We start from the raw sequence: 25,745 nt of genomic DNA, 5'->3' as shown, positions 1-25,745 counted from the left end.
GTAGCGTCCGGCGCGTGACGATGGACGCCGTCGAGCTGGTCGAGCCGGACGACGCGCCCGCGGCCGCGTCGCCGTCCGAGCCGTCGCTCCTCGACCGGGTCCGTCGCCGGCCGCGCTGGCTGGCCGCGGGCGCGGCGGTCGTCGTCGGGCTGGTGAGCTTCCAGGTCGTCAGCGACCGGCGGGTGCAGGCGGCGGACGACGCGCGTGCGGCCGCGCTCGCGGACGTCCCGTACGTTCTCGACCCCGTCGACCCGTCGTTCCCCGTGTTCGTGCGGGGCTCGTACTCGTGGGAGGACGGCGGCGCCCCGCCGGTCGTGTCCGCCTTCTTCCGCGGCGGAGCGCCCGTGGCCGACGTCCTCGTCACCGGCACCTCCGGCTCGTCCCAGAGCCGGGAGGCGCACCTGGTCGCGATCGACCCGGCGACGGCGGAGGTCGTGTGGGACACGGCGTTCGCCGCGCCCGTCGGGGGCGCGACCGACGCCGGCGGGTGGTGCTGGGAGCCGGAGGTGCCGGAGGCCACGACCGCCCGGTGCGTGGTCCGCTGGCAGCGCCCCACCGCCGACGACAGCGGCCTCTGGCAGGACCTCGCCGCCGTGGTGGAGGTCGACGCCTCCGACGGGGACGTCGTGCGACGGACCGACCTGCCGGTGGGGGCGGCGCTCGGCACCGGCGCGTGGGGCATGGTGGTCGGGACCCTCGACGGGTCACGCCTGACGCTGGACGCCTCGCGGTGGGACGGGTCGCACCTGTGGACGCGCACGCTCGAGATGCCGCGCCGCCCCGCCGACGACCAGACGTTCCTCGACCTCATGGTCGTCGAGGAGCGCCTGCTGGTGTCCGACACCGTGGGCGATGCCGGGTGGCTCCTGTCGACGACCGACGGGACGCTGCTCCGGACGCTCGACGACGGGACAGGGTGGGGGATGACGCGGCTGCTGAGCAGCGGTGCCGTCGTGGTCGACGACCCGGAGCTCGCGAGCGACGAGCCCCGCGGCGACGTCCCGGCGATGCTCGTGCGGCCGGACGGGTCCGAGGTGCCGTTCGACGGCGACCACGTCGAGTGGGTCGGCCTCGACGACGGGACGCTCGGCGACGCGCTGCTCACGGGCTCGGCTGCCGCGCCCGGCTACGTGCGCACCCGTGGCGGCACGGCCGTGCCCTCCGCCGAGCCGGACGGGTCCGTCGCGCGGCTCCGGGAATCGGACGGCACCGTCCGGTGGGAGGTGCCGGGTCTGGACGTGCTGGTCGCGATCGCCGTCGACGGCCTGGTCGTCGTCCGGACGTCGGACGAGGTCGCGGCGGTCGACGCCCGCACGGGCCGGGTCCGGTGGCGCGTGGCGACGTCGGGTGACGGAAGCTCGATCAACGGCCTTCTCACGGACGGGCGCGTGATCCTCGTGGCCGGCGGGACGCAGCTGGACGCCCTGTCCTACCGCGGCGAACGTCTCTGGTCGGTGCACGTGCGGGACGCGGGCGACGAGCACGTCGTCGTGCCGGGCCCGGCCCCGACCCCGGCGCCCACGGGCGCCGAGGGGCTCACCGGCGACCAGGTCCAGTGGATCGCCTCCCCGACCGGCCGGCTCGCTCTCGGTGTCATGACCGGCAACGGCGACCGGCAGGAGTACCTCGTCTTCGGGCGATGACAGGGACGACCGGTCGCCCGATCGAGCCCTTCACCTCGACCGCTCGGTGCGGATTCGACGGGTGTGAGCCCAGCAGCAGCCCATCACCGACGCGGTGGCGCGTGCCGCGGCGGCCAAGCCGTCGGGCCAGACCGGCAGCGGGGCGGCTGACCGGGTGATTCGCCCGGAGGGCGGTGTCGCGCGTCGCGGCGCGGACCGAGGATCGTGCGGTGACCGACGCTGAGCTCGCCCCACCCGGCTGGTGTCCCGACGGCGTGACGCCGGGGGTGCGCCGGTGGTTCGACGGCGCGCGGTGGACGGAGCAGACGACGCCCGACCCGGACCGCGCGCACGCGACCGTGGTACCGGTCGCAACCCCCGGCCCGGCGGTGGCGTCGACGTCGTGGTCGCCGGCCGTCGCGACGTCAGCCGCTCCGGCGGTTGCGACGTCGGCCGCGCCGGCGGTCGCCACGTCGGCCGCGCCGGCGTCCACCTTCGGCTACGTGCCGGCGCGCCTCGGCGACTCGCTCAACCTCGCCGACACCGTCTCGCAGGGCGCGGCCTACCAGCTCAACCGGCTGGACGAGGCGCGTGCCGTGCGCCGCACCGCGTTCTGGTTCCTCGGGTTCGCGCTCGGCGTGCTGGCCCTGTCGGGTCTCGTCAGCCTCTGGATGCGGTCGGTCGTCAACACCTTCTCGGTGCTGCTCGTGCTGGCCGCGGTCGCGCTCGCGTCGCGTGCGGTGCGCGACTACCGGCGTGCGCTCTTCCGGGGCGCGCCCGCGCTGGGAGCCGCGGGGTGGCTCGTGGTCGTCGTGGCGTTCCTCGTCGCGCTCGTGCCGGTCGTCGCCGGGCCCGTGGCCGCGGCGCGCGACCTGGAGCAGCGGCTCCAGGAGGAGAGCACCGCCGTCTACTGAGCACTGGTCGTCGCGCGTGCCGCACGTCCGTGGCGGGCGTCACGGCCGTGCGGCGGAACTCGCCGGGCTGCGGCATCGTTGAGCCGAGGCGAACGTTCCCTACCTGGAGAGAGATGGACGGCGGCTGTAGTCCCTACCCACCCCACCGACGACGACGACCGGTGAGGGTGGGTGAGCGCTGAGATGTGGGTGCTGTCCCTGCTCGTCGGCATGCTCGTGGTGCTCGCGATCACCGCGGCGACGGGCTGGTTCGTGGCGCAGGAGTTCGCGTACATGGCCGTGGACCGGTCGCGCCTCGGTGCGCGGACCGCGGCCGGCGACCCCGCCGCTCGTCGTGCGCTCGCGGTCACGAAGCGCACGTCGTTCATGCTGTCGGGCGCGCAGCTCGGCATCACCGTGACGGGCCTGCTCGTCGGGTACGTCGCGGAGCCCTTGATCGGTGAGTCGCTCGGCGAGGCCCTGGGCGGCGTCGGCATCCCCACCGGCGTCGGCATCGCGGTCGGCACCGTGCTGGCGCTCCTGTTCTCGACGCTCGTGCAGATGGTGTTCGGCGAGCTGTTCCCGAAGAACCTCGCGATCGCCCGCCCCGAGCCCGTCGCGATCGCGCTCGCCGCGTCGACCACGCTGTACCTGGGCGTCATGGGCTGGCTGATCCGCGTGTTCGACTCCGCGTCGAACGCGCTCCTGCGCGTCCTGCGCATCGAGCCCGTCCACGACGTCGAGCACTCCGCGACCGTCCGCGACCTCGAGCACATCGTCGCCGAGTCCGCGCAGTCGGGTGACCTGCCGGCCGAGCTGTCGGTGCTGCTCGACCGCATCCTCGACTTCCCCGAGCGCGACGTGGAGCACGCGATGATCCCGCGCTCGCGCGTCGACGTCGTGCGTCCCGACGACACCGTCGGCGACCTGCGCCTGCGCATGAGCACCGGACACTCGCGCTACCCCGTCGTGTCCGACGACGAGGACGTCCTCGGCGTCGTGCACCTCCAGGACGTCCTGGCGACGACCGAGCCCGACGACACCCCCGTCGCGACGCTGCTGCGCCCGCCCGTCCTCGTGCCCACGTCCATGGCCCTGCCCGACGCGCTGCGCGCGCTGACCGGCACCAACCAGCTCGCGTGCGTGCTCGACGAGTACGGCGGCCTCGCGGGCGTCGTCACCGTCGAGGACCTCGCCGAGGAGCTCGTCGGGGAGATCACCGACGAGCACGACCCGGAGACGGGCGCCGCGCCCGTCCTCGACGACGGCGCCTGGGTCATGCCGGGCGACGTGCACCTCGACGAGGTCGAGCGCGCGATCGGCCGCGACCTGCCGCGCGGCGACGTCGAGACCATCGCGGGCCTCGTCATCGAGGCGCACGGCGCGCTCCCGCCCGTCGGCACGAGCGTCCTCGTGCTGCTGCCCGCCGACCCGGCCGAGCTCGCGCACGCCGACCGGGCCGAGGAGGTGTGGATGCGCGTCGACGTGCTCGAGGTCGACCGCCACGTCCCCGCGACGGTCCGGGTCACCGTGCCCGCCGAGCCGCCGCCCACCGCCGCGGAGATCGCGGCCGCCACGTCGGAGGAGGCCCGATGAGCCCGCTCGTCGTCGCCGTCGTGACCGTCGCGCTCATCGCGCTGTCGGCGTTCTTCGTCGCGGTCGAGTTCGCGTCGCTCGCCGCCAAGCGGCACCGCCTCGAGGACGACGCCCCGACGAGCCGCTCGGCGCGCGCCGCGCTGCGCTCGTCCGGTGAGCTCACGGTCCTGCTCGCGGGTGCGCAGCTCGGCATCACCGCGTGCACCCTGGCGCTCGGTGCGATCACCAAGCCCGCCGTGCACCACTGGCTGACCCCGCTGTTCGAGTCGTGGGGCCTGGCCGCGTGGGCGTCGGACGTCGCGGGGTTCGTGCTCGCGCTCGTCGTCGTGACGTTCCTGCACCTCGTCGTCGGGGAGATGGCGCCGAAGTCGTGGGCCATCGCGCACCCTGAGTCGTCGGCGACGCTGCTCGCCCTGCCCATGCGCGGGTTCATGTGGCTCACGCGGCCGCTGCTGCGCGGGCTCAACGAGGCCGCGAACTGGTGCCTGCGTCGCGTGGGCGTGGAGCCGACCGACACGGTCGCGAGCGGGCAGAACCCGGACGACCTGCGGCACCTGGTCGAGCACTCCGCGAACGTCGGCGCGCTCGACGCGGCCTACTCCGCGCAGGTCACCGGCGCGCTGGACCTGCAGACGCTCACGGTCGGCGACCTCGCGCGCTCCGACCGCGACCCCACCGCCGTGCCGTCGGGCGCGAGCGCCGCGGACGTGCGCGCGGCGACCCGGGAGACCGGGCACCTGCGCGTGCTCGTCGGTGCGCGCGACGCCCTCACCGGCGTCGTGCACGTGCGCGACACCCTCGTGCGCGGCGACGACGAGCCCGTCGACGACCTCGTCCGGCCGGTGCTCACGCTCGACGCGGGGACGCCCGTCTACGAGGCGCTCGCGCAGATGCGCGAGGAGCGGCAGCACCTCGCCGTGCTGCGGGACGACGCGCGGTTCGCGGGCGTCGTGACGCTCGACGACCTCGTCGCGCGGCTGTTCCCGAGGCTCGCCGACGCGGTCTGACGGGTCGGCTCGGCGGTCGGTGCCATCGGTCGGCAGCCACGCCCGGGCCCGACGACTAGGCCGCAGCCCGGTCCCCCTCGCGGGCTCGGGCTGCGGCCTTCGCACGTCGGGCGGCGCGGACGTCGCCGAGGATGACGGCCAGCAGCACGGCGTTCGCGAGCCACGACAGCGTCAGCGGCGTGACGACGGGCGCGAGCAGCACGAGCGCGAGCGCCGCGGCCACGCCGCCCAGGTGCCAGACGGACCAGCGCCCGCCGGTCGCCCGCCGGAACAGCGCGTTGCCGAGCAGGTAGACGGCCACCGCGCCGCACATGATCCACGCCGTCCACCCGTCGGTCGCGCCGTGGTGCCCCTCGGGGTGCGCGAGCACGAGCTCGTCCGCGACGGCGGTCGCCACGATGCCCATGACCAGCAGGAACGGCACGTAGGTGTACGCGGTCTGCGCGACCATCCCCGTCTCGTCGCGCGACGCGAAGTACTCCGCGGCCTTCCGCTCCGACCGGTCGAAGAACAGCAGCCACATGAGGACCGTCGACGCGAACGCCGCGAGGAACGCCACGACCGTCACGGGCGTCACCGCGAGGTCCCCGAACGCCGTCCCGGTCACGATGATCGACTCGCCCAGGCTGATGATCATGAAGAGCGCCACGCGCTCGGCCATGTGGTCGCCGCGCACCTCCCACGTCGACGCGTGCGTCCCGCGCATGCCCGGCACCCAGAACATCGACCGTGGCCCCGCGATGTCGATCACGGCCGCGACCGCCCACAGCAGCAGCCGCTGCTCCTCCAGCAGCGCACCCGCGACCCAGAACACGCCCGACACCGACAGCCAGATCGTGATCCGCACGAAGTTCACCGCGTTGACCGGCCAGTGCCGGCCCATCGCCCACGCCGTGAACAGCGTCCGCCCGACCTGGATCGTCACGTAGGGCACCGCGAACAGCAGCGCTTTGTCCCCGAACGCCTCGGGGATCGCGCTCGACATCAGCAGGCCCAGCAGCATCAGCACGATGAGCATCGCCCGCACCGGCAGCCGCTCGGGGTCCAGCCAGTTCGTCACCCACGTCGTGTCGGTCCACAGCCACCAGATCGCCCAGCCGAGGATCAGCGTCTGCAGCAGGTGCTCGCCGTCGGGGTGCGCGATCAGCAGGTGCGACAGCTGCGTCACCGCGAACACGAACACGAGGTCGAAGAACAGCTCCACGTACCCGACGCGGCTGCCGTCGTGGCCGTCACCGTGCCGCAGCACGTCGGCCCGCATCCCGACCCGCCCGCCGCCCGTGCCCAGCCGTCCGGTGCTCGTCATGGCCGCGATCCTGCCAGCCACGACGCGGCGTGCCGAGGGTCACGTGTTTCCGGTTTGGGGACTGGCCGGTCGTCCCTGTATCGTTCAGGACGGCCCGCGAGGGTCACGCGCCCGTAGCTCAATGGATAGAGCATCTGACTACGGATCAGAAGGTTGGGGGTTCGAGTCCCTCCGGGCGCACAGCAAGCCCGCTCCACCGCCACGGTGGGGCGGGCTTCGTCGTTCCGGGACGTCGTCGTCCCCGGAGGGTGCCGTGCCCGCGGCGGATGTCAGATGCCGGGCTCGTCCGGCGGTGTCCCCGGCAGACCGCTCAGCGCCCACGGCAGGACGCCGCCGTATGACACGGCGCTCACGACGACGCCGTCGGCGTCGTACCCGAGGAAGGTCGGGTAGCCGCCGTCGCCGTACCCGGCGCTGAAGACGACCGCGTCGACGCCGTGCTCGATGTGGTCGCGACGACGGGCCCACGACCGTCGCGCTCGAGCTGTCGTGGCGGGACGTCGCGTCGTCGGCGGACCCGTCGCGCCAGCTGGCGGTCCGCACCACGACGGCCGGTGGGACGGCGGAGAGCGGCGTCGACGTGACGTCGGGGTGGACGAGGATCCCCCTCGAGGGCGCGAGCGCCGGGACCGTCGACGTCGACGTGCTGGTCGACGGCACCCGCCTGACCACGTGCTCCGCGACCGTCCCGACGGTCCCCGGCGACGGCGACGGCGTCGAGGAGTAGGTTCCCGCCATGCACTGGTCGCCCCCGACCGACCTGCCCGGCCGCCTCGTGCCGTCGAGCGGTGGCCGCGTGCCCGTGCGGGTCCGCGGGTTCGTCGAGGAGCCGACGCGGGCACCGTCGCGCACCCCGGACCGCGGGTTCGCCGTGGTGCTCGCGCGCACCGAGCACGACGTCGTGAAGGTCGTGCGCGGCACGACGGTGCTCGGCTATCTGCCGCCCGCGTGGTCGCAGGTCGTCGACTTCGAGCTGTGGTCCTGCGAGCAGGCGGGCGAGCCGGCGCTCGCGCGGGCGCTGCTCGAAGGGCGCCCGGGTGAGCGGGACCTGTTCGTCATGCTCGACTGGCCGCGACGACGCTCCTGACCGCGGCGGGCGCGGGCGGGATACTGGCCGCAGGGACGACGGGGCCGGCACGGCGCCGCGCGTGACGACGGAGGGCGAGCGACATGGCCGGGCACCGGATCTTCGGGATGAGCTTCGCGAGCATCTACCCGCTGTACGTGGAGAAGGTCGAGCGCAAGGGCCGGTCCCGCGAGGACGTCGACCAGGTCGTCACGTGGCTCACGGGGTACGACGACGCCGGGCTGCGGGAGGCGGTCGCCGACGAGCGGACCCTGGAGGAGTTCTTCGCGCGGGCGCCCGGGCTCAACCCGAACGCGTCGCTCATCACGGGCCTGATCTGCGGGTACCGGGTCGAGGAGATCGAGGACCCGCTCATGCAGAAGATCCGGTACATGGACAAGCTCGTGGACGAGGTCGCGCGCGGCAAGAAGATGACGTCGATCCTGCGCGGCAGCACCCCGGCGGCGGTCTAGCGACCTCTCCGTTCGACTCCTGCGCGGGTGCCGAAGTCCCTCGCCGGAGGGTCAGGCGAGGGCGCGGGTCGCGGCGAGGAGGATCCCGCGCTGCGTCGCCGCGTGGGCGCGGAGGCGGTCGGCGAGGTCGGGCAGCCAGGGGGAGTCGGCGGGGTCGACGAGGTCGTCGGGCGGGAGGTCGAGCACGCGTCGCACGTCGACGACATGGGACGCGGCCAGGGCGGCGACGTGCGGCAGCAGCGCGTGCGGCGTGACGACGGTCCCTGACGTCCGGGCGAACCCGTCGAGGAACGCGTCGAGCAGGTCGGGGTGCGCGGGCGTGGTCGGGTCGGCGCCGAGCAGGTCGCGGACCGCGGAGGCGACGTCGGCGGCGGCCGGTCGTCGGGCGGCTTCGTCGAGGTCGAAGCACACGGGCCGCCAGTCGCGCCAGCGCAGGTTGTCGAGCTCGTGGTCGCCGTGCCCGACGACGAGCGGCGCCGGTGGCACGTCGCGCAGGGTGCGGGTGAGCGCGGCCGCGGCGGTGGCGAGCGCGTCGTCGGCGTCGTCGAGCAGCGCGGCGAGCGGGGGAGCGGGTGCGGTGTCGACGACGTCGGCGTGCCGGGCGGCCGCGGCGTGGAAGCGGGCGAGCCCCCGGCCCCATGCGGCGGCGAGGTCGGGCGTGAGGTCGTCGACGTCCGTCTCGTCCCCGTCGACCCGGCGCACCGCGGCGGCGAGGACGTCGCCCAGCGGGGTCGCGACGCGCTCGAGCAGGCGGCCGGACGACGACGGGACGAGCGCGGCGACGTCGGCGTGGTCGGCGGACAGGCGGGCGTGCAGCAGGGTGCCGCGTGCGAAGCCGCGGGCGCCGTCGGCGGACTCGGGCACGAACCGCAGGTAGACGGGCCGGTCGACGCCCCGCACCCCACCCGGGACCACGACGACGTGCGACGCCGACGACCGCCAGAGCAGCGCCGACCCGGCGGGCGCTCCCCACGCGGCCGCGACCGCGTCGGCGACGGGCGAGCGCCACGCGTCGTCGACCGTCCGGCGCAGCGCGCGGATCTGGTTCAGGGTGAGCACGTTCGCATCGTGGGCACGTCGCGACGCGGGGGGCCAGTCGAATACCCGCCGTCTCGCGGCGCGTCGCCGTCGCCTGCAGCCGGTCTCGGCGGTGGGTGCCCGGGCCCTGGGTCCTACGTCCCGCGCCGCTGTGCGGGCGAGCATGACGACGTGACGACGGACCCGGGTGCGACGCAGGACGAGGGCGCGCGGCAGACGCCCGTCTACTACTACTCGTCGACGTCGGGCCTCGTGCGGACGTTCGCCGAGCGGCTGGACCGGCCCGTGCGCAACCTCGCGGAGCGGCAGCACCGGCTGTCCGAGGTCGACGGGCCGTGGGTGCTCCTCACCCCGTCCTACAAGACGGGCAACCCGGCGAACGACACGATCCCCGAGGGGGTGCGGCGGTTCCTGCGCTCGCCCGTCAACCGTCGTGCGCTGGTCGGCGTCATGGGGTCGGGCAACCGCAACTTCGGCACGCACTACCAGATGGCCTGCCGCGAGATCGCGGCACGGTCCGGGCGGCCGGTGCTGTTCGAGTTCGAGCTCGCCGGGACGCCGTGGGACGTCGCGCGGTGCCGGGAGATCCTCGCGGACCTCGACCGTGCGCTCGCGGGCGCGCACGCGAGCACGGTCGCCGGCTGACCTGCGCGCGGGCGGCGGACGACCGGGCCCTGCGGACGGCGTCGCTCGCGCCGGACCGGCCGGGCAGGCGCGGAGGACACGCGGGCCGACCGGTGTGGGACCGTGCACAGTCGGGCGTCGGAACGTGCGAGAGTGGGGCGCCGGCGGACGCCCGACAGGCCGGCGACCCCCGACGACGAGGAGCCTCTCCGTGCCCGACCACCTCCCGCGCGTGCGCCCCACCGGCTGGTCGGAGCCGCTCACCCGGCCGGCGATGGCGAACGACGAGGACGTGCGGCCCGGGCTCGCGCTGACGTCGCGGTGGCTCGAGCGCGACGGCACGCCCTGGATCCCCGTGTCGGGCGAGGTCCACTACTCCCGCGTCCCGCGGTCGCGGTGGCGCGAGACGCTGCGGCTCGTGCGGTCGGGCGGCGTCGACGTCGTCGCGACGTACGTGATCTGGGCCCACCACGAGCCCGTGCGCGGCGCGGCGCGGTTCGACGACGGCCTCGACGTCGCGGCATTCGTGCGCACGTGCGCGGAGGAGGGGCTGCGCGTCGTGCTGCGGATCGGGCCGTGGTGCCACGGCGAGGTGCGCAACGGCGGGTTCCCCGACTGGGTGCAGGACGCGCCCGTGCGGCACCGCACCGACGACCCCGGCTACCTCGACCTGGTGCGCGGGTGGTTCGGGCGGCTCGGCGTCGAGCTCGGCGCGCTGTGCGGGCCGGACGGTCCGGTGCTCGGCATCCAGCTCGACAACGAGCTCTACGACCAGCCCGGTCACCTCGCGACGCTCAAGCGGCTGGCCCGGGAGGCCGGGCTGAGCGCGCCGCTGTGGACCGCGACGGCGTGGGGCGGCGCACAGCTGCCCGCGGGCGAGGTGCTGCCGCTGTACGGCGGGTACGGCGACGGGTTCTGGGTGGACGCCGACGCCGGGTGGCACGACACCTTCCGCGCGCACTACCAGGTGTCGCACACGTGGGACGACCCCGGGATCGGCGCCGACGTCCGCGGCGAGGAGGGCGCGCCGACCGTCGACCGCGACACCGCGTTCCCGCCCGCGACGTGCGAGCTCGGCGGTGGCATGGCCACGACGTACCACCGGCGTCCCGTGCCGTCGGCGCTCGACGTGGCGGCCGTCGCGCACGGCAAGGTCGCGTCCGGGTCCGCGTGGCAGGGCTACTACATGTACGCGGGCGGCTCGAACCCCGGCCCGGACCTGCAGGAGTCGCACGCGACCGGCTACCCGAACGACCTGCCGTCGTACGACTACGACTTCCACGCCCCGGTCGGCGCCGCCGGGCTCCTCGCGCCCTCGCACGCGGCCCTGCGCACGCAGCACGCGTTCCTCGCGGCGTTCGGGCCGGTGCTCGCGACCATGCCCTCGACGCTGCCCGACGCGCTGCCGTCGGGCGTCGACGACAGCGCGACGCTGCGCTGGTCGGTGCGCGAGGCCGACGGCACCGGGTTCGTCTTCGTCGTCTGGCACCAGCCGCACGTCCCGCTGCCCACGCTGCGCGGCGTGCAGGTGCAGGTCGACCTGCCGTCCGGGCCGGTCGTGCTGCCGTCGCGGCCGACCGACGTGCCCGCGGGCACGCTCGCGCGCTGGCCGTTCGGGCTCGACGTCACGGCGGCCGGCGGCGTGCCGGTGCGGCTGCGCTGGGCCACGGCCTCCGCGCTCACGACGCTGCCCGACGGGACGCTCGTGCTCCTCGCGTCGGCCGGGGTGCCGGTCGAGGTCGTCGTCGACCCCGACGTGCGCGTGTCCGGCGACGGCTGGACCGTCGCGCCCGGTGTCCGTGCGCTCGACGAGAGGACGGGGGGCGTCGTCGTGCTGCACGCGCCTCGGGGGCGCGCGGCCCACGCGGACGACGCGGACCGCGCGGCTCACGCGGGCGCCGCGGGCGGACGGGTGCTCGTCCTCGGTGCCGCCGACGCCGATCGCGTGTGGGTGCTCGACGGGCCCGACGGTCGGGTGCTGCTGCGCAGCGCCGACCCGCTGTGGCTCGAGGACGACGAGGTCGTCGTGCGTGCGTCGTCGCTGCCCCTCGTGCAGCGGTGGACCCCGGACGGCTGGCAGCGGCTCGACGTGCGTGCGGGGACGGGCCGGGCCGCCGACGACGGGTCCGCGGATGCTGTCGGTGACGTCGCGGCGGGGGCCGTCGGGGCCGTCGCGGTCGTGACGACGCCGGTGCGCGCCGCAGGCGAGCCCGCGGTGTCGTACGGCGCGCACGAGGGTCGGGCGTCGGCGCCCTCGGCGGACCGGGTCGCGGAGCTCTCCGCCGAGCACCGGCTCGCCGACGTCGGCGTGCCCGTCGACGGGACCGTCCGGCACCTGCACGTCGCGTGGGCGGGGGACGTCGCGCAGCTGCTCGTCGACGGTCGCGTCGTGGCCGACCGGTTCTGGGACGGGACGCCGTGGGACGTCGACCTCGACGTGCTGCCCGGTGCCGAGGGGGACCGCGTGTCGGTGCGCGTGCTCCCGCTGCACCCGGACGCCGCGGTGTGGCTGCCCGCGGAGGCGGCGGACCGTCGCCGCTCGGTCGAGGGCCCGCTCGGCTCGCTGGACGCGGTCGCCCTGACCCGCTCGAGGACCTGGCGCGCCCCGCTGACCTGACGTCCGGTCGCTTCCGCTCGACGGCCCCGCGCGCCCCGATGACCTGACGTCTGGTCGCTCCCGCTCGACGGCCCCGCGCGCCCGGCCGCCGGACGCGCCCGCGCAGGACCGGTCGCGAGTGGACGCTCTCGCCACGGGGAGTGACCCGGATGTCGCGATCTCGTGGCGATGTCGCGGGTTTCGCCGACGCGGCGACGGCGCCCGGCTTAGCATCGCCGCCGTGGCGAGGGTGCGGAGGCTGGTGACGGTGGGCGCGGGCGTGCTCGGCGCGGCCGTGCTCGGGACGTTCCTCGTCGTGCAGGGCGTCGGGCAGTCGGCCGTCCGCGCGTCGGTCGATGACGTCGCGGACACGCCCGTCGTCATCGTCCCGGGGGCGGGGCTGCGGCCCGACGGCAGCCCGTCGACGTACCTGCGGCGTCGCCTCGACGCGGCCGCGGACCTCTACGCGCGCGGCACGGTCCAGGTGGTGCTCGTGAGCGGCGACAACAGCACGCGCTGGCACGACGAGCCGACCGCGATGCGCGACTGGCTCGTCGACCGGGGCGTCCCCGCGGGTCGCATCGTGCGGGATCACGCCGGGCTCGACACGCACGACACGTGCGTGCGCGCGCACGACGTGTTCGGCGTCGAGCAGGCCGTCGTCGTCACGCAGAGCTACCACCTGCGCCGCATGCTCTTCTCCTGCCGCGAGGCGGGGATCGACGTGACGGGGGTCGGGGTGTCGGCGGCGAGCGTCGAGCCCGCGAAGGCCGTCGTGTACCGGGTCCGGGAGGTGCCGGCGTCGCTGCGTGCGGCGTGGGACGCCGCGACGTCCCGCCCGCCCGCGCTCGGCGGCCCGCGCGAGACCGGCGTCGACGACGCGCTCGCGACGGCCGACGGCTGACCGCACCGCCGCGACCGCCGGCGGCCCGACGCACCGGAGCCCGGCCCCCTGGGGGACCGGGCTCCGATGGTGTCGGCGTCGAGGCGTCAGGCGGTCGTGACCGCCCGGCGACGCCGCACGGCGACCAGCGTCGCGCCGAGGGCGAGGAGCAGGAGCGCGGCCCCGCCGACGGTCGCGACCTCCGCGCCGGTCGTGGCGAGCGCCGCCCGCCCGTCGACCACCTCGACCGTGACGGTGCCCGTGGTGCGGGCGCCCTGGTCGTCGACCACCGTGTAGGTGAAGGTCACGGTGCCCGTGAAGCCGGGCGCCGGGGTGTAGACGAGCTTGCCGTCGACGATCGCCACGACGCCGGACGACGGCTGCGTGACGTCGACGACGGTGACCGTGCCGCCGTCGGGGTCGGTGACGTCGGCGAGGACGTCGATCGTCACCGAGGTGCCCGTGCCGGTCGTGACCTTCGTGCCGCCCGAGGGGGCCTTCACGACGACCGGTGCGGCGTTCCCGACGGTGACGGTCACCGTGGCGGTGGTCGTGTCGGTCCCGTCGTCGACGGTGTAGGTGAAGGTCACGGTGCCGGAGAACCCGGCGGGCGGGGTGTAGGTCGCGACGCCGTTCGTGACGGTCACGGTGCCGCGCGTGGTGCCGTCGGCGCCGGTGGGGGTGCCGACCGTCACGGTGAGCGGGTCGCCGTTGGCGTCGGTGACGCCGTCCAGCAGGTCCAGCTCGACGGGCGTCGCGTACGGGGTCGTCCCGGTGACCGCGGGAGCGACGGGTGCCGCGTTGGCGACGGTGACGACGAGCGTCCCGGTGTCCGTGCCGCCCGCACCGTCGGACACGGTGTAGGTGACGGTGACGTCGCCCGCGAAGCCCGCGGCCGGCGTGACGGTCAGGCGGCCGTCGGTCTCGACGACGACGGTCGCACCGTTGTCGGCGGTGGCACCGGTGACGACGAGCACCTGGTCGGTGCCCGGGATGTTCGCGTCGGTGTCGTCGCCGAGCACGTCCACGGTGACGGGCGTGCCGGACGCCGTGGAGGCGGTGTCGTCGACCGCGACGGGCGCGGCGTTGGCGACGGTCACGGTGACCGTGCCGGTGGCCGTCACGTCGCCGTCGGTGACGTCGTAGGTGAACGTCACGGTGCCGGCCCAGCCGGTCGGCGGCGTGTAGCGGACCTCGCCGTTCTCGATCGCGGCCGTGCCGCGGGCGGTGCCGCCGGAGTCGCGGGGCGTCGTGACCGAGCCCGGGACGATCGACAGCACGTCGGCCGTGTTCGGGTCGGTGTCGTTGTCGAGCACGTCGACCAGCACGGACCGGTCGGTCGGCGTGGTGACGGGGCCGTCGGCGACCGCGGACGGCGAGCCGTTGGCGACGGTCACGCGGAGCTCGCCGACGTCGGTGCCGCCCGCGCCGTCGCCGACCGTGTAGGTCACGACGATCGTGCCGGAGAAGCCGGTCGGCGGGTGGACGCTCAGCGTCCCGTCGGTCTCGACGTCGACCGTGCCGCGGTCCGCGGTCGCGGAGACGATGCGCAGCGACTGCCCGGGGACCCCGGCGGTGACGTTCACGTCGGTGTCGTTGGCGAGCACGGCGACGTGGCTCGCCGACGTGTTCGTCGCGGTGCTGGCGGTGTCGTCGACGGCGACCGGCGGGGTGTTCGCGACGGTCACGACGACCTCCGCGGTGTCCGTGAGCCCGCCCTCGTCGGTCACCGTGTAGGTGAACCGGTCGGTGCCGGCCCAGCCGGTGCTCGGCGTGTACCGGACGGTGCCGTCGGCCTGGACGGCGGTCGTGCCGTGCGCGGGCGCGCCGGTCACGGTGACCGTGAGGTCGCCCTCGGCGTCCGCGTCGTTCGTCAGGACGTCGACGTCGACCGACGTCTGCCCGGCCGCGACCGTCGCGGTGTCGTCGCCGGCTGTCGGTGCGCCGTTGACGGTGAAGGTGACCGTGACGACGGTCGACTGCGCGGTGCCGTCGGACACCCGGTAGGTGAACGAGTCCGTCCCGCGGTACGAGCCGCTCGGCGTGTACGTGCCGGTGCCGTTCGGGTTGAGCGTCAGCGTGCCGTGCGCCGGACCGGTGACGAGGACCGCGGTGAGCGGGTCGCCGTCGGCGTCGGTGTCGTTGGCCAGCACCGAGATCGACCGCGTGGCGCCCGTGTTGACGGTGTAGGAGTCCGCGACCGCGACGGGCGCGTTGTTCGTGACCGTGACGGTCACGACGGCCGTGTCGGTCAGGCCGCGCGAGTCCTCGACGACGTACTCGAACGTGTCCGTGCCCTTGAAGCCGGCGCGCGGTGTGTAGGTCACGGTGTCGCCGTCGAGGACGGTGACCGTGCCGCCGTTGGCGCTCGTCGGTCCGGCGGACCGCAGGCGCAGCGTGTCGCCGTTGGGGTCGGTGTCGTTGACGAGCACGTCGACGTCCACGGGCGTGGCGCCGCGCGTGGTCGCGGTGTCGGCGACGGCGTTCGGCGCGGTGTTGAGCACCTCGATCTGCACCGACGTGGTCGCGCGGTAGCCGCCCGGGTCCTGGATCGTGTAGGTGAACACGTCACGACCGGCGAAGTCGTCGCGCGGCGTGTAGCGGATCCGGCCGTCGGGCAGGATCTCGGCGGTGCCGCCCGCGGTGTCGGTGACGGCGACGACCGTCAGCACGTCCCCGTCGGGGTCGCTGTCGTTCGCGAGCACGTCGATGTCGAGCCGGCGCTGCGAGGGCCCGGGCGTGAACGTCAGGACGTGCGGCTGGGCGACCGGGGGCCGGTTGACGCCCGGCAGCGGCGTCGTGACGACCGGGTTCAGCAGGACGTTGGACGCGGACGCCGCCGCGGCGTACGTGGTCGCGCCGCGGTACGTCATGGCCGCCGAGTTGACGATCTTCTGGGTGTCGCGCGCGTCGGCGTTCACCCGGACGTCGAAGACGACGGTGTGCTGCGCGGTGGACCCGGACGCCGAGACGGGGACGTCGCCGCCGTGCACGGAGGTCGCGCCCGAGCCGAGGTAGGCGATCACGTGGCCGTTCTGCGAGCCGTCGTAGTGGCCGACGTCGCCGTCGCCCGCCGCGTCGGTCTGCCGGACGGTGTCGACGACGAGCGAGCCCGGCACGTAGGTGGTGCCCGTCGGGATCGCGTCGAAGAAGCGCGAGTCGGACGCGGTGTCGAGGCCGATGTTCTGCACGGGGACCGTGTAGCGCAGCACGTCGCCGGGCTCGACGAGCCCGCCGTTGACGTCCTCGACGCTCTTCACGCCGAGCAGCTTCGGGTCGTACAGTTCGGTCGCGAACGTGACGACGCCCGGGTAGAACGTCTCGCCGCCCGTGGTGAGCGTGAGGTTCGCGCTCGTCGCGCCGTTCGGCAGGATGCCGTCGGCGTTGAACAGGTCGGCGTCGAAGCCGAGCTGGTTGCTGTACGACGGGGAACGCCCGGGCACGGCCACGCCGTGGCGGCTGATCGACGAGTTGAACGGGTTCGTGGCGGGGTTCAGCGCGTCGGAGATCGTCGTCGAGTTGAGGCGGAACGCGTCACCGGTGAGGCCCATGTCGCCCTCGTAGGTCACGGCCCCGAGCGTCGTCTTCACGGGCCCGCTCGGCGGCGTGAGGAAGCCGCTCACGGTGAACGTCGGCATGCCGTTGCCCGACGCGACGGAGCCGAAGCCGGTGAACACCGTGAGGTTGCGGGCCGGCGCGGCCGGGTCCGCGACTGCGACGACGAGCGACCAGCCGGCGTAGTCGTCGGTCGTGCCCGTCGTCGACTGGACGTTCGCGACCGTGTACACGCCGCTGCCCGCGGTCGCGACGAGGCCCGTGACGTCGAGGTACGACTGGTATCCGTTGTCCGACGTGTTGACGTCGACCTGGCTCGCCGTGAGGTCACGGTACGTCGCGGAGCCCGGGACCTTGAGCTTGACGTTCCCGCGGAGGGCCGAGTTCGACCAGGTCGCGTTCGCGGTCTCGGTGCGCCCGCCCCAGACGAGGGCCGCGAACAGCACCGAGCCGTTCTCCGGCACGGTGAGCGTCGCGCTCGACGCGTTGAACGTCGAGGCGTCCGCGTCGTCGTTGACGAACTGCGCGGTGAAGTCGTTGTTGGAGTACGCCTGGTTGACGCTCGACGCGCGCGCGGCGGCGCAGTTCGTGTAGTTGGTGCCCGAGGTGGCGTTGCACGTCATGAGCGTGTTGGCCGCCATGAGGATGTCGCCGTTGGTGTTCGCGGAGAACACGGGCGTGAAGGCGCGCACCGTCGCGGCGGCCGCAGGGCTCGCGAGGCCGAGGGCCGTGAGGGGGGCGAGGAGGAGCGCGACGAGCACCGCGAGGGCGGTCGTGCGTCGGGCCGGCCGGCGGGCCCCGGTGGGGGGCGCGGACGGGGCCAGGGGGCCGGTGGGCATGAGGGGGCCACAGCTTTCGTCGGGGATCAGACCCTCGATTTCTTCGGGGACCTGGACAAGCGTCCGGTCTCGCGCGCGGATTTTGAACCTTCAACGACCCACGTCACACGCCGCGCCACCCGTCCGGCCGAGGACAACCGCGACGAACCGGCGTGACCTGCGCCAACGGCCCACACGTGGACGACCGGCCCACGACGGCGCAGGGTGGACGGACAGGGGGAGAGGACGGACGGATGGACGAGGCGACCTCGGCGCGCGCCACCCGCGCCGCACCCGTCGACTGGGTGGTCCCGCCGGGCCCGCGCGACTGGCTGTTCGGCACCGGTGCGACGCGCGCCGAGCGCGGAGTCGTGTGGGCGACGACGGCGCTCGCGGTCGGCGTCCTGGTGCTCACCGCACCCGACGACTGGCCCTGGCTCACGTGGGTCGTCGTGCTGCTCGTCGCGGTCGACGTGACCGGCGGCGTCGCGGCCAACGCCCTCGGCTCCGCCAAGCGGCTGTACCACTCCCCGCTCGCGCCGCCCGTGACCCGGCTCGACCGCGTGCTGCACGACCCTGTCGCCTTCACCGCGCTGCACGTCCACCCGTTCGTCCTCGCCGTGGTCGTGCCCGACGTGACCTGGGTGTGGGCTCTGTGGTGGTACCTCGTGCCGGTCGCGGGCGTCGTCGTCGTCCGGTCCGTCCCCGCCTACCTCGAGCGGCCCGTCGCGCTCGGGTTCGCGACCGTCGCGCTCGTCGCGGCCCCCATCGCGGGAACGCCCGAGGGCCTCGCGTGGTTCGGACCTGTGATGGTGCTGAAGCTCGTCGTCGCGCACGCCGTCCGGGAGGAGCCGTACCGGCCGGCCGCGCGCACCGGCGACGTCGGCCCGGGGTCCGCCCCCGGGGGCACGCCCGACGCCGCTCAGGGTCCGACCAGGGCCTGACCAGGGACGTCACCGATGTCCCCGACCCCGCCGCACGAGGACCATCGTCCGTGGCGGGCACGCGTCGGCGTGCCGTGAGGTGAGCACGGACGTCGGACGACGTGCGGTGAGAGGCGGAGGACATGGCGAGGGACACGACCCCGATCGCGAGCGCGCGCGGGCTGGTCAAGACGTACGGCAGGGGCGACACGGCGGTGCACGCGCTCGCGGGCGTCGACGTCGACTTCGGCCGCGGCGAGCTGACCGCGATCATGGGCCCCTCCGGGTCGGGCAAGTCGACGCTCATGCACTGCATGGCGGGGCTCGACCGCACCGACGCGGGGACGGTCGTCGTCGACGGCCTCGAGGTCTCCGGCATGAACGAGCGGAAGCTCACCCGGCTGCGCCGCGACCGCCTCGGGTTCGTCTTCCAGGCGTTCAACCTGGTCCCCACCCTGACGGCGCTCGAGAACATCACGCTGCCGCTCGACATCGCGCGGCGTCCCGTCGACCGCGCGCACCTCGACACCGTCGTGCGCGCCGTCGGGCTCGAGGACCGCCTCGACCACAAGCCGTCCGAGCTCTCGGGCGGGCAGCAGCAGCGCGTGGCGTGCGCGCGCGCCCTCGTCACGCGGCCCGCCGTCGTGTTCGCCGACGAGCCCACGGGCAACCTCGACTCCACGTCGTCCGCCGAGGTGCTCGGCTTCCTGCGCCGGTCCGTCGACGAGCTCGGGCAGTCCGTCGTCATGGTCACGCACGACCCGACGGCCGCGTCGTACGCGCACCGCGTGCTGTTCCTGGCCGACGGGCGCCTGGTCGGCGAGGTCGTCGACCCCACGACCGAGTCGGTGCTCGCCGCTCTCGCGGCGCTCCGCCCGGCACGGTCGACCGAGCCCGCCGCTCCCGCCGCGTCCGCCGCGTCCGCCGCTCCCGTGGCGACGTCGTCCCCCGCCGCGCTCTGATGGGCCGCGTCGCGCTCCGCGGGATCCGCGCGCACCTCGTGCGGTTCCTGCTCTCGCTGCTCGCCGTCGCGCTCGGGGTCGCGTTCGTCGCGGGCACGTTCGCGCTGCGGACCATGCTGTCGGGCACCTTCGACGGGATCGTCGACGCCGCCGCGCCCGCCGACGCGTACGTGCGCGTCGACCAGCCCGACGACGCGTCCGTCGTCATGGGCACCACGACCGCGCAGAGCGTGCCGCTCGAGCTCGTCGACGAGGTCGCCGCGGTCGACGGCGTCGCGCACGCGATCGGCGGCCTGTCAGGCACGATCGTCCTGGTCGGCGCCGACGGGACCGCGGTGCAGTCCACGCAGGCGCCCAGCCTCGCCCTCAACTACGTGCCCGACGACCCGTCGCTCCACGTCGTGGAGGGGCGCGGGCCGGAGCGCACGGGCGAGGTGGCGCTCGAGACGGCGACGCTCGAGTCGTCCGGGCTGTCCGTCGGCGACACCACGACGGCCGTGCTCGGCGGTGAGGTGACCGAGGTCGAGATCGTCGGACGCGTCGACCTCGGCGGGCCGATGGCCGGCGCGACGATCGTGCTGGTCGACCAGCAGACCGCGCTCGACGTGCTGTCGCCCGACGGCGGCGGCGTGAACGAGATCGCCGTGTACGCGGCCGACGGCACGACGCCCGAGCAGCTCGCCGAGCGTCTCGCACCCTTCGCGGGCGACGGCCTCGAGGTCGTCACGGGCGACGCGCTGCGCGCCGACAGCAAGGCCGACATCGCGTCCCAGCTCGGCTTCATCACGACGTTCCTGCTGGTCTTCGCGGGCATCGCGCTGTTCGTCGGCGCGTTCATCATCTCCAACACGTTCGCGATGTCCGTCCGGCAGCGCATGCGCGAGCTCGCGCTGCTGCGGGCCGTCGGGGCGTCCCCGCTGCAGGTGTTCGCGTCGGTGCTCGTGCAGGCGGCCGTCGTCGGGCTGCTGGGGTCGGCGCTCGGCGTCGCGGGCGGTCTGGCCCTGGTGTCGGGGCTGCGCGTCGTGCTCGGGTCGATCGGCATGGACCTGGTCGGCGACATCCCCGTCGACGCGACGACGGTGGTCGTGTCGCTCGTCGTCGGGACCGCCGTGAGCGTGCTCGCGGCCGCGCTGCCCGCCCGCCGGGCCGCGCTCGTGCCGCCCGTCGAGGCCATGCGCGACGACGTCGCGGTGCCCGAGCGGTCGCTGCGCTGGCGTGCCGTCGGCGGCCTCGCGATCGGCGCGCTCGGCGTCACCGCCCTCGCCCTGGCCCTGACCCGGCCGGAGGAGGACGCGGCCGAGACGCTGCTCGGCGTCGGCGCGGGCGCCGTGCTCGTCGGGGTGCTCATGCTGTCGCCCGTCGTCGCGCGCGCCGCCGTGGGCGTCCTCGCGTGGCCGTTCGTGCGGCTGCTGCGGCCCGTCGGCCGGCTCGCGCGCGGCAACGTCGTGCGCAACCCGCGCCGCACCGCGAACACCGCGGGCGCGCTCATGATCGGCATGGCGCTCGTGGGGGCGGTGTCCGTCATCGCGGTGTCCGCGCAGCAGTCCGTCACGGGCGTCGTCGAGGCGCAGACGAACGCCGACGTCGTGGTCCGCTCGGCGACCATGGTCATCCCGTCCGGGGCCGTCGACGAGGTCGCCGCGCTGCCCGAGGCCGGCACCTCGGACGCGGTCGCGTTCGCGCCGCTCGCCGTCTCCGGGCCGGGCGAGGAGCCCGCGGTCGACTACGTGATCGGCCTCGCCGACGGCACGCTCGGCCGGTCCGTCGAGGTCGAGCTCGTCGACGGGTCGCTCGCCGCGCTCGAGGCGCTCGACGCGGGGCAGGTCGCCGTCACGGAGGCCGCCGCGGACCAGCACGGCTGGCAGGTCGGCGACGACCTGACCGTCGCCGGCGCCGCGGGGCCGCAGGACCTGTCCGTCGTGGCGGTCTTCACGACGAACGTCCTCGGGGCGCCGCTCGTCGTCGGGCAGGACGTCCTCGACACGCTCGTCCCGCGCGAGCAGCAGCAGGTCGACACGATCCTCGTGACCGCGGCCGCCGGGGTGACCGCGACCGAGCTGCAGGACGCCGTCGCCGACGTCGTCGCGCCCTATGTCGTCGTGTCCGTGCTGACGCGCGACGAGTTCGTGTCGAACCTCGCGGCCCAGGTCGACCAGCTGCTCGTGATCCTCTACGCGCTGCTCGGCCTGTCCGTCGTCATCGCGGTCCTCGGCATCGTCAACACCCTCGCGCTGTCCGTGATCGAGCGGACGCGGGAGATCGGGCTGCTGCGGGCCGTCGGGCTCGGGCGCCTGCAGCTCGCCGGGACGGTGACGATCGAGTCGGTGCTGACCGCGGTGTTCGGGACCGTGCTCGGCCTCGCGGTCGGCGTCGCGCTGGCCGCGACGATGCCGACCGTGTACGCGGACGACGGGCTGTCGGAGCTCGCCGTGCCGTGGGCGAACCTCGGCGGGATGGTCGCGCTGGCCGTCGTCGTCGGCGTGCTGGCCGCGCTGTGGCCCGGGATCCGCGCCGCCCGGCTCAAGGTGCTGGACGCCGTCGCGTACGAGTGACGGCCCCGCGACGCGGACCGTGCGGACGCCTCGCGCGGTCCGCGTCGTGCTGCCGGGGCCGCACGCACGTCGCGCGCCTCGGGTCGTGAAGATCGCCCGGCCGTGTGACAGTCGACGGGACGTGTCCGGCATGGGGCACGGGCGGGTCCGGCGCCGGCCACGGCCCGCGGGGGAGGAACCGTGCGTCGCCCTGCCGTTCCCGTCGCGTCCACCGTGCTGCTCGCGGTCCTCGCGGTGCTGGGCGCGGTCGCCCCCGCCGCGGCCGCGGTCGACCCCGACGTCACCGGACGGCTGTCGCTGTTCAAGCGCATCGAGAACCTCGACACGGGCGCGAGCGAGGGGCGCCGCGAGCTGTGGACGATGACCGCGGTGAACACCGAGGACCCCGCGTACACGTTCACCGGCAACGGCCTCAACGGGGTCCAGTCGCTCGTCGTGCCCGCGGGCGACTACACGATCAGCGAGTCCGGCGGTGTGCCCGGGTACGCGTTCGTGAGCTGGGACTGCGGGGCGGCGGGCACGTTCACCGACCCCACGCCGACCGTCACCGTCCCCGCCGACGGCACGCTCACGTGCACGGTCCGCAACGACGCGATCCAGCCGAGCCTCACGCTCCGCAAGGTCGTGACGGGCGGTCCGGCGTCGCCCAGCGCGTGGAACCTCACCGCCCAGGGCCCCACGACCGTGACCGGCCCGGGCGCCGCGAGCGGACCCGTGCGGATCGGCGAGTACCAGCTCTCCGAGACCGGCGGCCCGTCGGGGTACACCGCGGGCGACTGGGTCTGCACCGGCGGCACGCAGACCGGCCCGTCGAGCGTCGTGGTGTCGCTCGCCCAGGACGTCGAGTGCGTGATCACCAACTCGCGGTCGCAGCCGACGCCGCACCTCGTCACCCTGCGCAAGGAGGTCGTCGGCGGCCCGGCCACGACCGCGGACTTCCTGCTGTCCGGGACGGGCCCGCCCGGCACCGTCGAGGGCGTGTCCGGCTCGCCGACCGTCACCGAGGTGCCCGTCCCGTCCGGCACGTACACGCTCGCGGAGACGCCCACGACGCCCGCCGCCCAGGCCGGGTACACGGCGTCGGCGTGGTCGTGCACCGCGGGGACCGTCAGCGGCAGCACGCTCACGCTCGCCGACGGCGACGGCGACGCGGTCTGCACCGTCACCAACACGTGGACCGGCGGGACGCTCACGCTGGTCAAGCAGGCCGTGGGCGGGTCGTTGATCCCGCAGGCGTGGACCCTCAGCGCGACAGGACCCGTCACGGTGTCGGGCGTCTCGGGCGGTCCCGCGGTGACCGGCGCGCAGGTGCCCGCCGGGACGTACGCGCTCGCCGAGTCCGGGCCGACCAACTACACCGCGTCGGGGTGGGTGTGCGACGGCGGGGGCGGCGGTGCGACCGGCACGGTCGAGATCACCGCCGGCGCGGACGTCACCTGCACGATCACCAACACCATCGAGCGCGGCAGCCTCACGCTCGCCAAGGTCGTCGACAACCGTGCCGGCGGCACCGCGCTCCCCGGCGACTTCACGCTGACCGCCGTGGACGCGCCGGACGGCGTCGTCCTCAGCGGGCCCGCAGGCTCGCCCGCCGTCACGCGGCAGGCCGTCGACGTGGGCTCGTCGTGGGCGCTGTCCGAGGACGGGCCGCCCGGGTACACCGCAGGCCCGTGGACCTGCGACGGCGCCACCGTCGCGGCCGACGTCGTGACCGTCGACCAGCCCGCCGACGTCGTCTGCACCGTCGTGAACACGTGGTCCGGCGCGTTCCTGACCCTCGTCAAGGAGGTCGAGGGCAGCAGCGCCCCGCCCGCGGCGTGGACGCTCACCGCCACGGGTCCGGAGGCGACCGTCTCGGGCGTCAGCGGGTCTCCCGCCGCCACCCGCGTGCCGGTGCCCGCCGGCGCCTACACGCTGGGGGAGTCCACGATCGCCGGGTTCACCGCGTCCGGCTGGACGTGCGGCGCCGCCCCGATCGCGGGCGACGTCGTGACCCTCGCCGCCGGGGACGACGTCACGTGCACCGTCACCAACGTCGCCACGCAGCCGCACCTCACGCTCACCAAGCTCGTCGCCAACGACGCGGGCGGCACCGCGACCGCGTCGCAGTGGACCCTCTCGGCGACCGGGCCCACGTCGTTCAGCGGCACCACCGGCACGCCCGCGGTCACGCGCGTCGCGATCACCCCGGGCACCTACCAGCTCGCGGAGTCGCCCGCGACGACACCCGGCTACGAGGCGTCCGACTGGATCTGCCAGGCCGGCGGCGCGTTCGTCGACGCGCCCGACGGCGTGCTCGTCGTCCCCGCGACGGGTGCCGACGGGTCGCCGTTCACCGACGACGTGCGGTGCGCGATCGTCAACTCCGACGTGGCCCCGGAGCTCACGCTCGTCAAGACCCTGGACAACCGCGGCGGCGGTCCCGCGCAGCCGTCCGCGTTCGTGCTGCTCGCCATCGGCAGCGGGGGCCTGCTCGTCGGCAGCACCGGCAGCGTGACCGTCACCGACGTGCCCGTCGGCGCCGGCACGTACCGGCTCACCGAGATCGGGCTGACGAACTACGTCTCGCAGGGGTGGACGTGCGTCGACGCGTCCGGCGGGACCGTGCCCGTCGCCGCCGACGGGTCGATCACGCTCGCCCTCGGCGACGACGTGACCTGCACCGTCACGAACCGCTGGGCGGGTGCGCAGCTCACGCTCGCGAAGTCCGTCGACGGCGGACCGGCCGCGGCGCAGGACTGGACGCTGGTCGCGTCGTCGCCGGGTGGCTCGTCGTTCAGCGGCACGTCCGGCAGCGCCGGGGCGACGGGCGTCGTCGCGCCGGGCACGTACACGCTCGCGGAGGTCGCACGGACCGACGTCGCCGGCCGCGGGTACGACCTCGACGCGTGGGACTGCGGGCCCGACCATCCCGTCGTCGACCGGACCGTCGACCTCGCCGCCAACGACGAGGTCACCTGCACCGCGACCAACACGTGGATCGGCGGGACGCTCACGCTCCAGAAGGTCGTCGTCGGCGGCACCGCGCAGCCGGCGGACTTCACGCTCGTCGCGACCGGCCCGACGGGCACGTGGCGGGGTCCGGGAGGCAGCGCCGCGGTCCGCTCGATCCCCGTCGTGCCGGGCGTGTACCGGCTGGCCGAAGGGCTCGACGGTCCCGCCGACTACCGGTTCGCCAGCTGGACCTGCGACAGCGCGACCGTGCTGGGCGACGTCGTGATCGTCGACGAGGGGGCGGACGTCACGTGCGCCGCGCTCAACGTCTACGCGCCCCCGGTCGACCCGCCCGACCCGCCCCAGCCGCCGGTGCCCGTCGACCCGACGGTGCCGGACGCGGGCGCCGGGGGCAGCGACGCCGCCCTCGCCACGACCGGTACGTCCGCGGCCGCGTTCCTCGCGCTCGCCCTCGCGCTCCTCGTCGGCGGCGCCGCGCTGCGTCTGGTCGTCCGCCGCCGGACCGCCTGACGACGGACGACGTCGCGCGGGGACGGGTGCGTCGCGCGCGGCGGCGTCGCGTCCGTGCTTGGCTGACCCCGGGTGCGACATCCGACGCTGGGGGGCGGGATGACCGACGGCCGAGCAGAGCCCGCGCGCAGCGACGGGCCCGACGACGACGCGCCCCCGGAGCAGGAGCACCCGCCGGCCGCCTCCGACGCGGACGCCCCCGACACGGACGCCCCCGACGCGACCGCGACGCACGAGCCGCTCACCGCGGCGGACCAACGGGCTGCGGACCGCGAGCCGGTCCCGGCGGCGGACGACCCGACCGCGGACCGCGAGCCGCGCACGAGCGCGGGCCGCCCGCTCCCGAGCGAGGCGACCGCACCCGCC

General features: G+C 75.1%; 18 protein-coding genes, 1 tRNA gene and 1 pseudogene. 16 read left to right on the top strand and 4 right to left on the bottom strand.

All coding sequences use genetic code 11. The features are described from left to right. Positions 1 to 20 precede the first annotated feature (20 nt). The 4 genes from CTKZ_RS05240 (at position 21) to CTKZ_RS05225 (ending at position 5,118) form a co-directional block, all read left to right on the top strand. On the top strand, positions 21 to 1,643 hold the full coding sequence (locus CTKZ_RS05240; RefSeq protein WP_235843354.1) for an outer membrane protein assembly factor BamB family protein: 1,623 nt from the start codon (positions 21 to 23) through the stop codon (positions 1,641 to 1,643). 209 nt (positions 1,644 to 1,852) lie between these two features. Next, a complete protein-coding gene (locus CTKZ_RS05235) occupies positions 1,853 to 2,536 on the top strand; it encodes a DUF2510 domain-containing protein (protein WP_160142833.1) in 684 nt (227 codons plus the stop codon). A 183-nt stretch (positions 2,537 to 2,719) separates the two neighbouring features. Further along, positions 2,720 to 4,111 carry a hemolysin family protein gene (locus CTKZ_RS05230; protein ID WP_124341970.1) on the top strand — a complete coding sequence of 464 codons (1,392 nt, stop codon included), beginning with the start codon at positions 2,720 to 2,722 and terminating at the stop codon, positions 4,109 to 4,111. Then, a complete protein-coding gene (locus CTKZ_RS05225) occupies positions 4,108 to 5,118 on the top strand; it encodes a hemolysin family protein (RefSeq protein WP_124341957.1) in 1,011 nt (336 codons plus the stop codon). The genes CTKZ_RS05230 and CTKZ_RS05225 overlap by 4 nt, the downstream gene beginning before the upstream one ends. 55 nt (positions 5,119 to 5,173) lie before the next feature. Here CTKZ_RS05225 and CTKZ_RS05220 read toward each other — a convergent pair whose 3' ends face one another. Beyond that, complete coding sequence (locus CTKZ_RS05220) at positions 5,174 to 6,424, bottom strand: low temperature requirement protein A (protein ID WP_124341956.1); 1,251 nt, start codon at positions 6,422 to 6,424, stop codon at positions 5,174 to 5,176. Positions 6,425 to 6,531: 107 nt separating this feature from the next. Between CTKZ_RS05220 and CTKZ_RS05215 the strand changes: the two genes are divergently transcribed. Continuing rightward, a tRNA-Arg gene (locus CTKZ_RS05215) sits at positions 6,532 to 6,604 on the top strand. Positions 6,605 to 6,693: 89 nt separating this feature from the next. Here CTKZ_RS05215 and CTKZ_RS22725 read toward each other — a convergent pair. Next, complete coding sequence (locus CTKZ_RS22725; protein WP_370521018.1) at positions 6,694 to 6,870, bottom strand: DUF4241 domain-containing protein; 177 nt, start codon at positions 6,868 to 6,870, stop codon at positions 6,694 to 6,696. 134 nt (positions 6,871 to 7,004) lie between these two features. Here CTKZ_RS22725 and CTKZ_RS22365 point away from each other — a divergent pair, with 134 nt between their 5' ends. The 3 genes from CTKZ_RS22365 to CTKZ_RS05200 all read left to right on the top strand — a co-directional run bounded on the left by CTKZ_RS22365 (position 7,005) and on the right by CTKZ_RS05200 (position 7,963). Next, positions 7,005 to 7,151, top strand: coding sequence for a hypothetical protein (locus tag CTKZ_RS22365; protein ID WP_235843352.1), 147 nt, complete (start codon positions 7,005 to 7,007; stop codon positions 7,149 to 7,151). A 9-nt stretch (positions 7,152 to 7,160) separates the two neighbouring features. Then, positions 7,161 to 7,511 (top strand): hypothetical protein, encoded by a 351-nt coding sequence (locus tag CTKZ_RS21975; RefSeq protein ID WP_162350970.1) that lies wholly within the window; start codon positions 7,161 to 7,163, stop codon positions 7,509 to 7,511. Positions 7,512 to 7,594: 83 nt separating this feature from the next. Further along, complete coding sequence (locus tag CTKZ_RS05200; RefSeq protein WP_124341953.1) at positions 7,595 to 7,963, top strand: DUF2200 domain-containing protein; 369 nt, start codon at positions 7,595 to 7,597, stop codon at positions 7,961 to 7,963. Between the two features lie 51 nt (positions 7,964 to 8,014). On the opposite strand, the gene CTKZ_RS05195 is transcribed toward CTKZ_RS05200, so the two are convergent. Then, positions 8,015 to 9,022, bottom strand: coding sequence for an aminoglycoside phosphotransferase/kinase family protein (locus CTKZ_RS05195; RefSeq protein ID WP_124341952.1), 1,008 nt, complete (start codon positions 9,020 to 9,022; stop codon positions 8,015 to 8,017). A 150-nt stretch (positions 9,023 to 9,172) separates the two neighbouring features. Between CTKZ_RS05195 and nrdI the strand changes: the two genes are divergently transcribed. From nrdI to CTKZ_RS05180, 3 genes are all read left to right on the top strand, one after another. Beyond that, complete coding sequence (nrdI, locus tag CTKZ_RS05190; RefSeq protein WP_124341951.1) at positions 9,173 to 9,646, top strand: class Ib ribonucleoside-diphosphate reductase assembly flavoprotein NrdI; 474 nt, start codon at positions 9,173 to 9,175, stop codon at positions 9,644 to 9,646. A 190-nt stretch (positions 9,647 to 9,836) separates the two neighbouring features. Continuing rightward, complete coding sequence (locus CTKZ_RS05185; protein WP_124341950.1) at positions 9,837 to 12,242, top strand: beta-galactosidase; 2,406 nt, start codon at positions 9,837 to 9,839, stop codon at positions 12,240 to 12,242. Between the two features lie 220 nt (positions 12,243 to 12,462). After that, the gene (locus CTKZ_RS05180) at positions 12,463 to 13,125 is read left to right on the top strand and encodes a SanA/YdcF family protein (protein ID WP_235843351.1); all 663 of its coding nucleotides are present in this window, start codon (positions 12,463 to 12,465) and stop codon (positions 13,123 to 13,125) included. 86 nt (positions 13,126 to 13,211) lie between these two features. Here CTKZ_RS05180 and CTKZ_RS05175 read toward each other — a convergent pair whose 3' ends face one another. Then, positions 13,212 to 17,498 (bottom strand): beta strand repeat-containing protein, encoded by a 4,287-nt coding sequence (locus CTKZ_RS05175; RefSeq protein ID WP_124341949.1) that lies wholly within the window; start codon positions 17,496 to 17,498, stop codon positions 13,212 to 13,214. A gap of 233 nt (positions 17,499 to 17,731) precedes the next feature. Between CTKZ_RS05175 and CTKZ_RS05170 the strand changes: the two genes are divergently transcribed. The 5 genes and pseudogenes from CTKZ_RS05170 to CTKZ_RS05150 form a co-directional block, all read left to right on the top strand. Next, complete coding sequence (locus CTKZ_RS05170; RefSeq protein WP_124341948.1) at positions 17,732 to 18,421, top strand: hypothetical protein; 690 nt, start codon at positions 17,732 to 17,734, stop codon at positions 18,419 to 18,421. A gap of 122 nt (positions 18,422 to 18,543) precedes the next feature. Further along, positions 18,544 to 19,362, top strand: coding sequence for an ABC transporter ATP-binding protein (locus CTKZ_RS05165; protein WP_124341947.1), 819 nt, complete (start codon positions 18,544 to 18,546; stop codon positions 19,360 to 19,362). After that, positions 19,362 to 21,914 (top strand): ABC transporter permease, encoded by a 2,553-nt coding sequence (locus CTKZ_RS05160; protein ID WP_124341946.1) that lies wholly within the window; start codon positions 19,362 to 19,364, stop codon positions 21,912 to 21,914. The genes CTKZ_RS05165 and CTKZ_RS05160 overlap by 1 nt, the downstream gene beginning before the upstream one ends. 180 nt (positions 21,915 to 22,094) lie before the next feature. Next, entirely contained in the window at positions 22,095 to 25,379 is a 3,285-nt protein-coding gene (locus CTKZ_RS05155) for a hypothetical protein (RefSeq protein WP_124341945.1), read from the top strand. Between the two features lie 99 nt (positions 25,380 to 25,478). Further along, positions 25,479 to 25,745: pseudogene (locus CTKZ_RS05150) on the top strand (hypothetical protein); the annotation flags it as partial.

Source organism: Cellulomonas algicola (assembly GCF_003851725.1).
GTDB lineage: Bacteria > Actinomycetota > Actinomycetes > Actinomycetales > Cellulomonadaceae > Cellulomonas > Cellulomonas algicola.
Note: the sequence above shows the minus strand (reverse complement) of the source record. Positions and strands in the feature narration are given on the sequence as shown.

Excerpts from the sequence above, each read along its gene's own strand:
- CTKZ_RS05165 (WP_124341947.1), top strand. The coding sequence starts at position 18,544 with ATGGCGAGGGACACGACCCCGATCGCGAGCGCGCGCGGGCTGGTCAAG.
- CTKZ_RS05175 (WP_124341949.1), bottom strand. The coding sequence starts at position 17,498 with ATGCCCACCGGCCCCCTGGCCCCGTCCGCGCCCCCCACCGGGGCCCGC.
- CTKZ_RS05240 (WP_235843354.1), top strand. The coding sequence starts at position 21 with ATGGACGCCGTCGAGCTGGTCGAGCCGGACGACGCGCCCGCGGCCGCG.
- CTKZ_RS21975 (WP_162350970.1), top strand. The coding sequence starts at position 7,161 with ATGCACTGGTCGCCCCCGACCGACCTGCCCGGCCGCCTCGTGCCGTCG.
- CTKZ_RS05220 (WP_124341956.1), bottom strand. The coding sequence starts at position 6,424 with ATGACGAGCACCGGACGGCTGGGCACGGGCGGCGGGCGGGTCGGGATG.
- CTKZ_RS05225 (WP_124341957.1), top strand. The coding sequence starts at position 4,108 with ATGAGCCCGCTCGTCGTCGCCGTCGTGACCGTCGCGCTCATCGCGCTG.
- CTKZ_RS05160 (WP_124341946.1), top strand. The coding sequence starts at position 19,362 with ATGGGCCGCGTCGCGCTCCGCGGGATCCGCGCGCACCTCGTGCGGTTC.
- CTKZ_RS05200 (WP_124341953.1), top strand. The coding sequence starts at position 7,595 with ATGGCCGGGCACCGGATCTTCGGGATGAGCTTCGCGAGCATCTACCCG.
- CTKZ_RS05230 (WP_124341970.1), top strand. The coding sequence starts at position 2,720 with ATGTGGGTGCTGTCCCTGCTCGTCGGCATGCTCGTGGTGCTCGCGATC.
- CTKZ_RS05170 (WP_124341948.1), top strand. The coding sequence starts at position 17,732 with ATGGACGAGGCGACCTCGGCGCGCGCCACCCGCGCCGCACCCGTCGAC.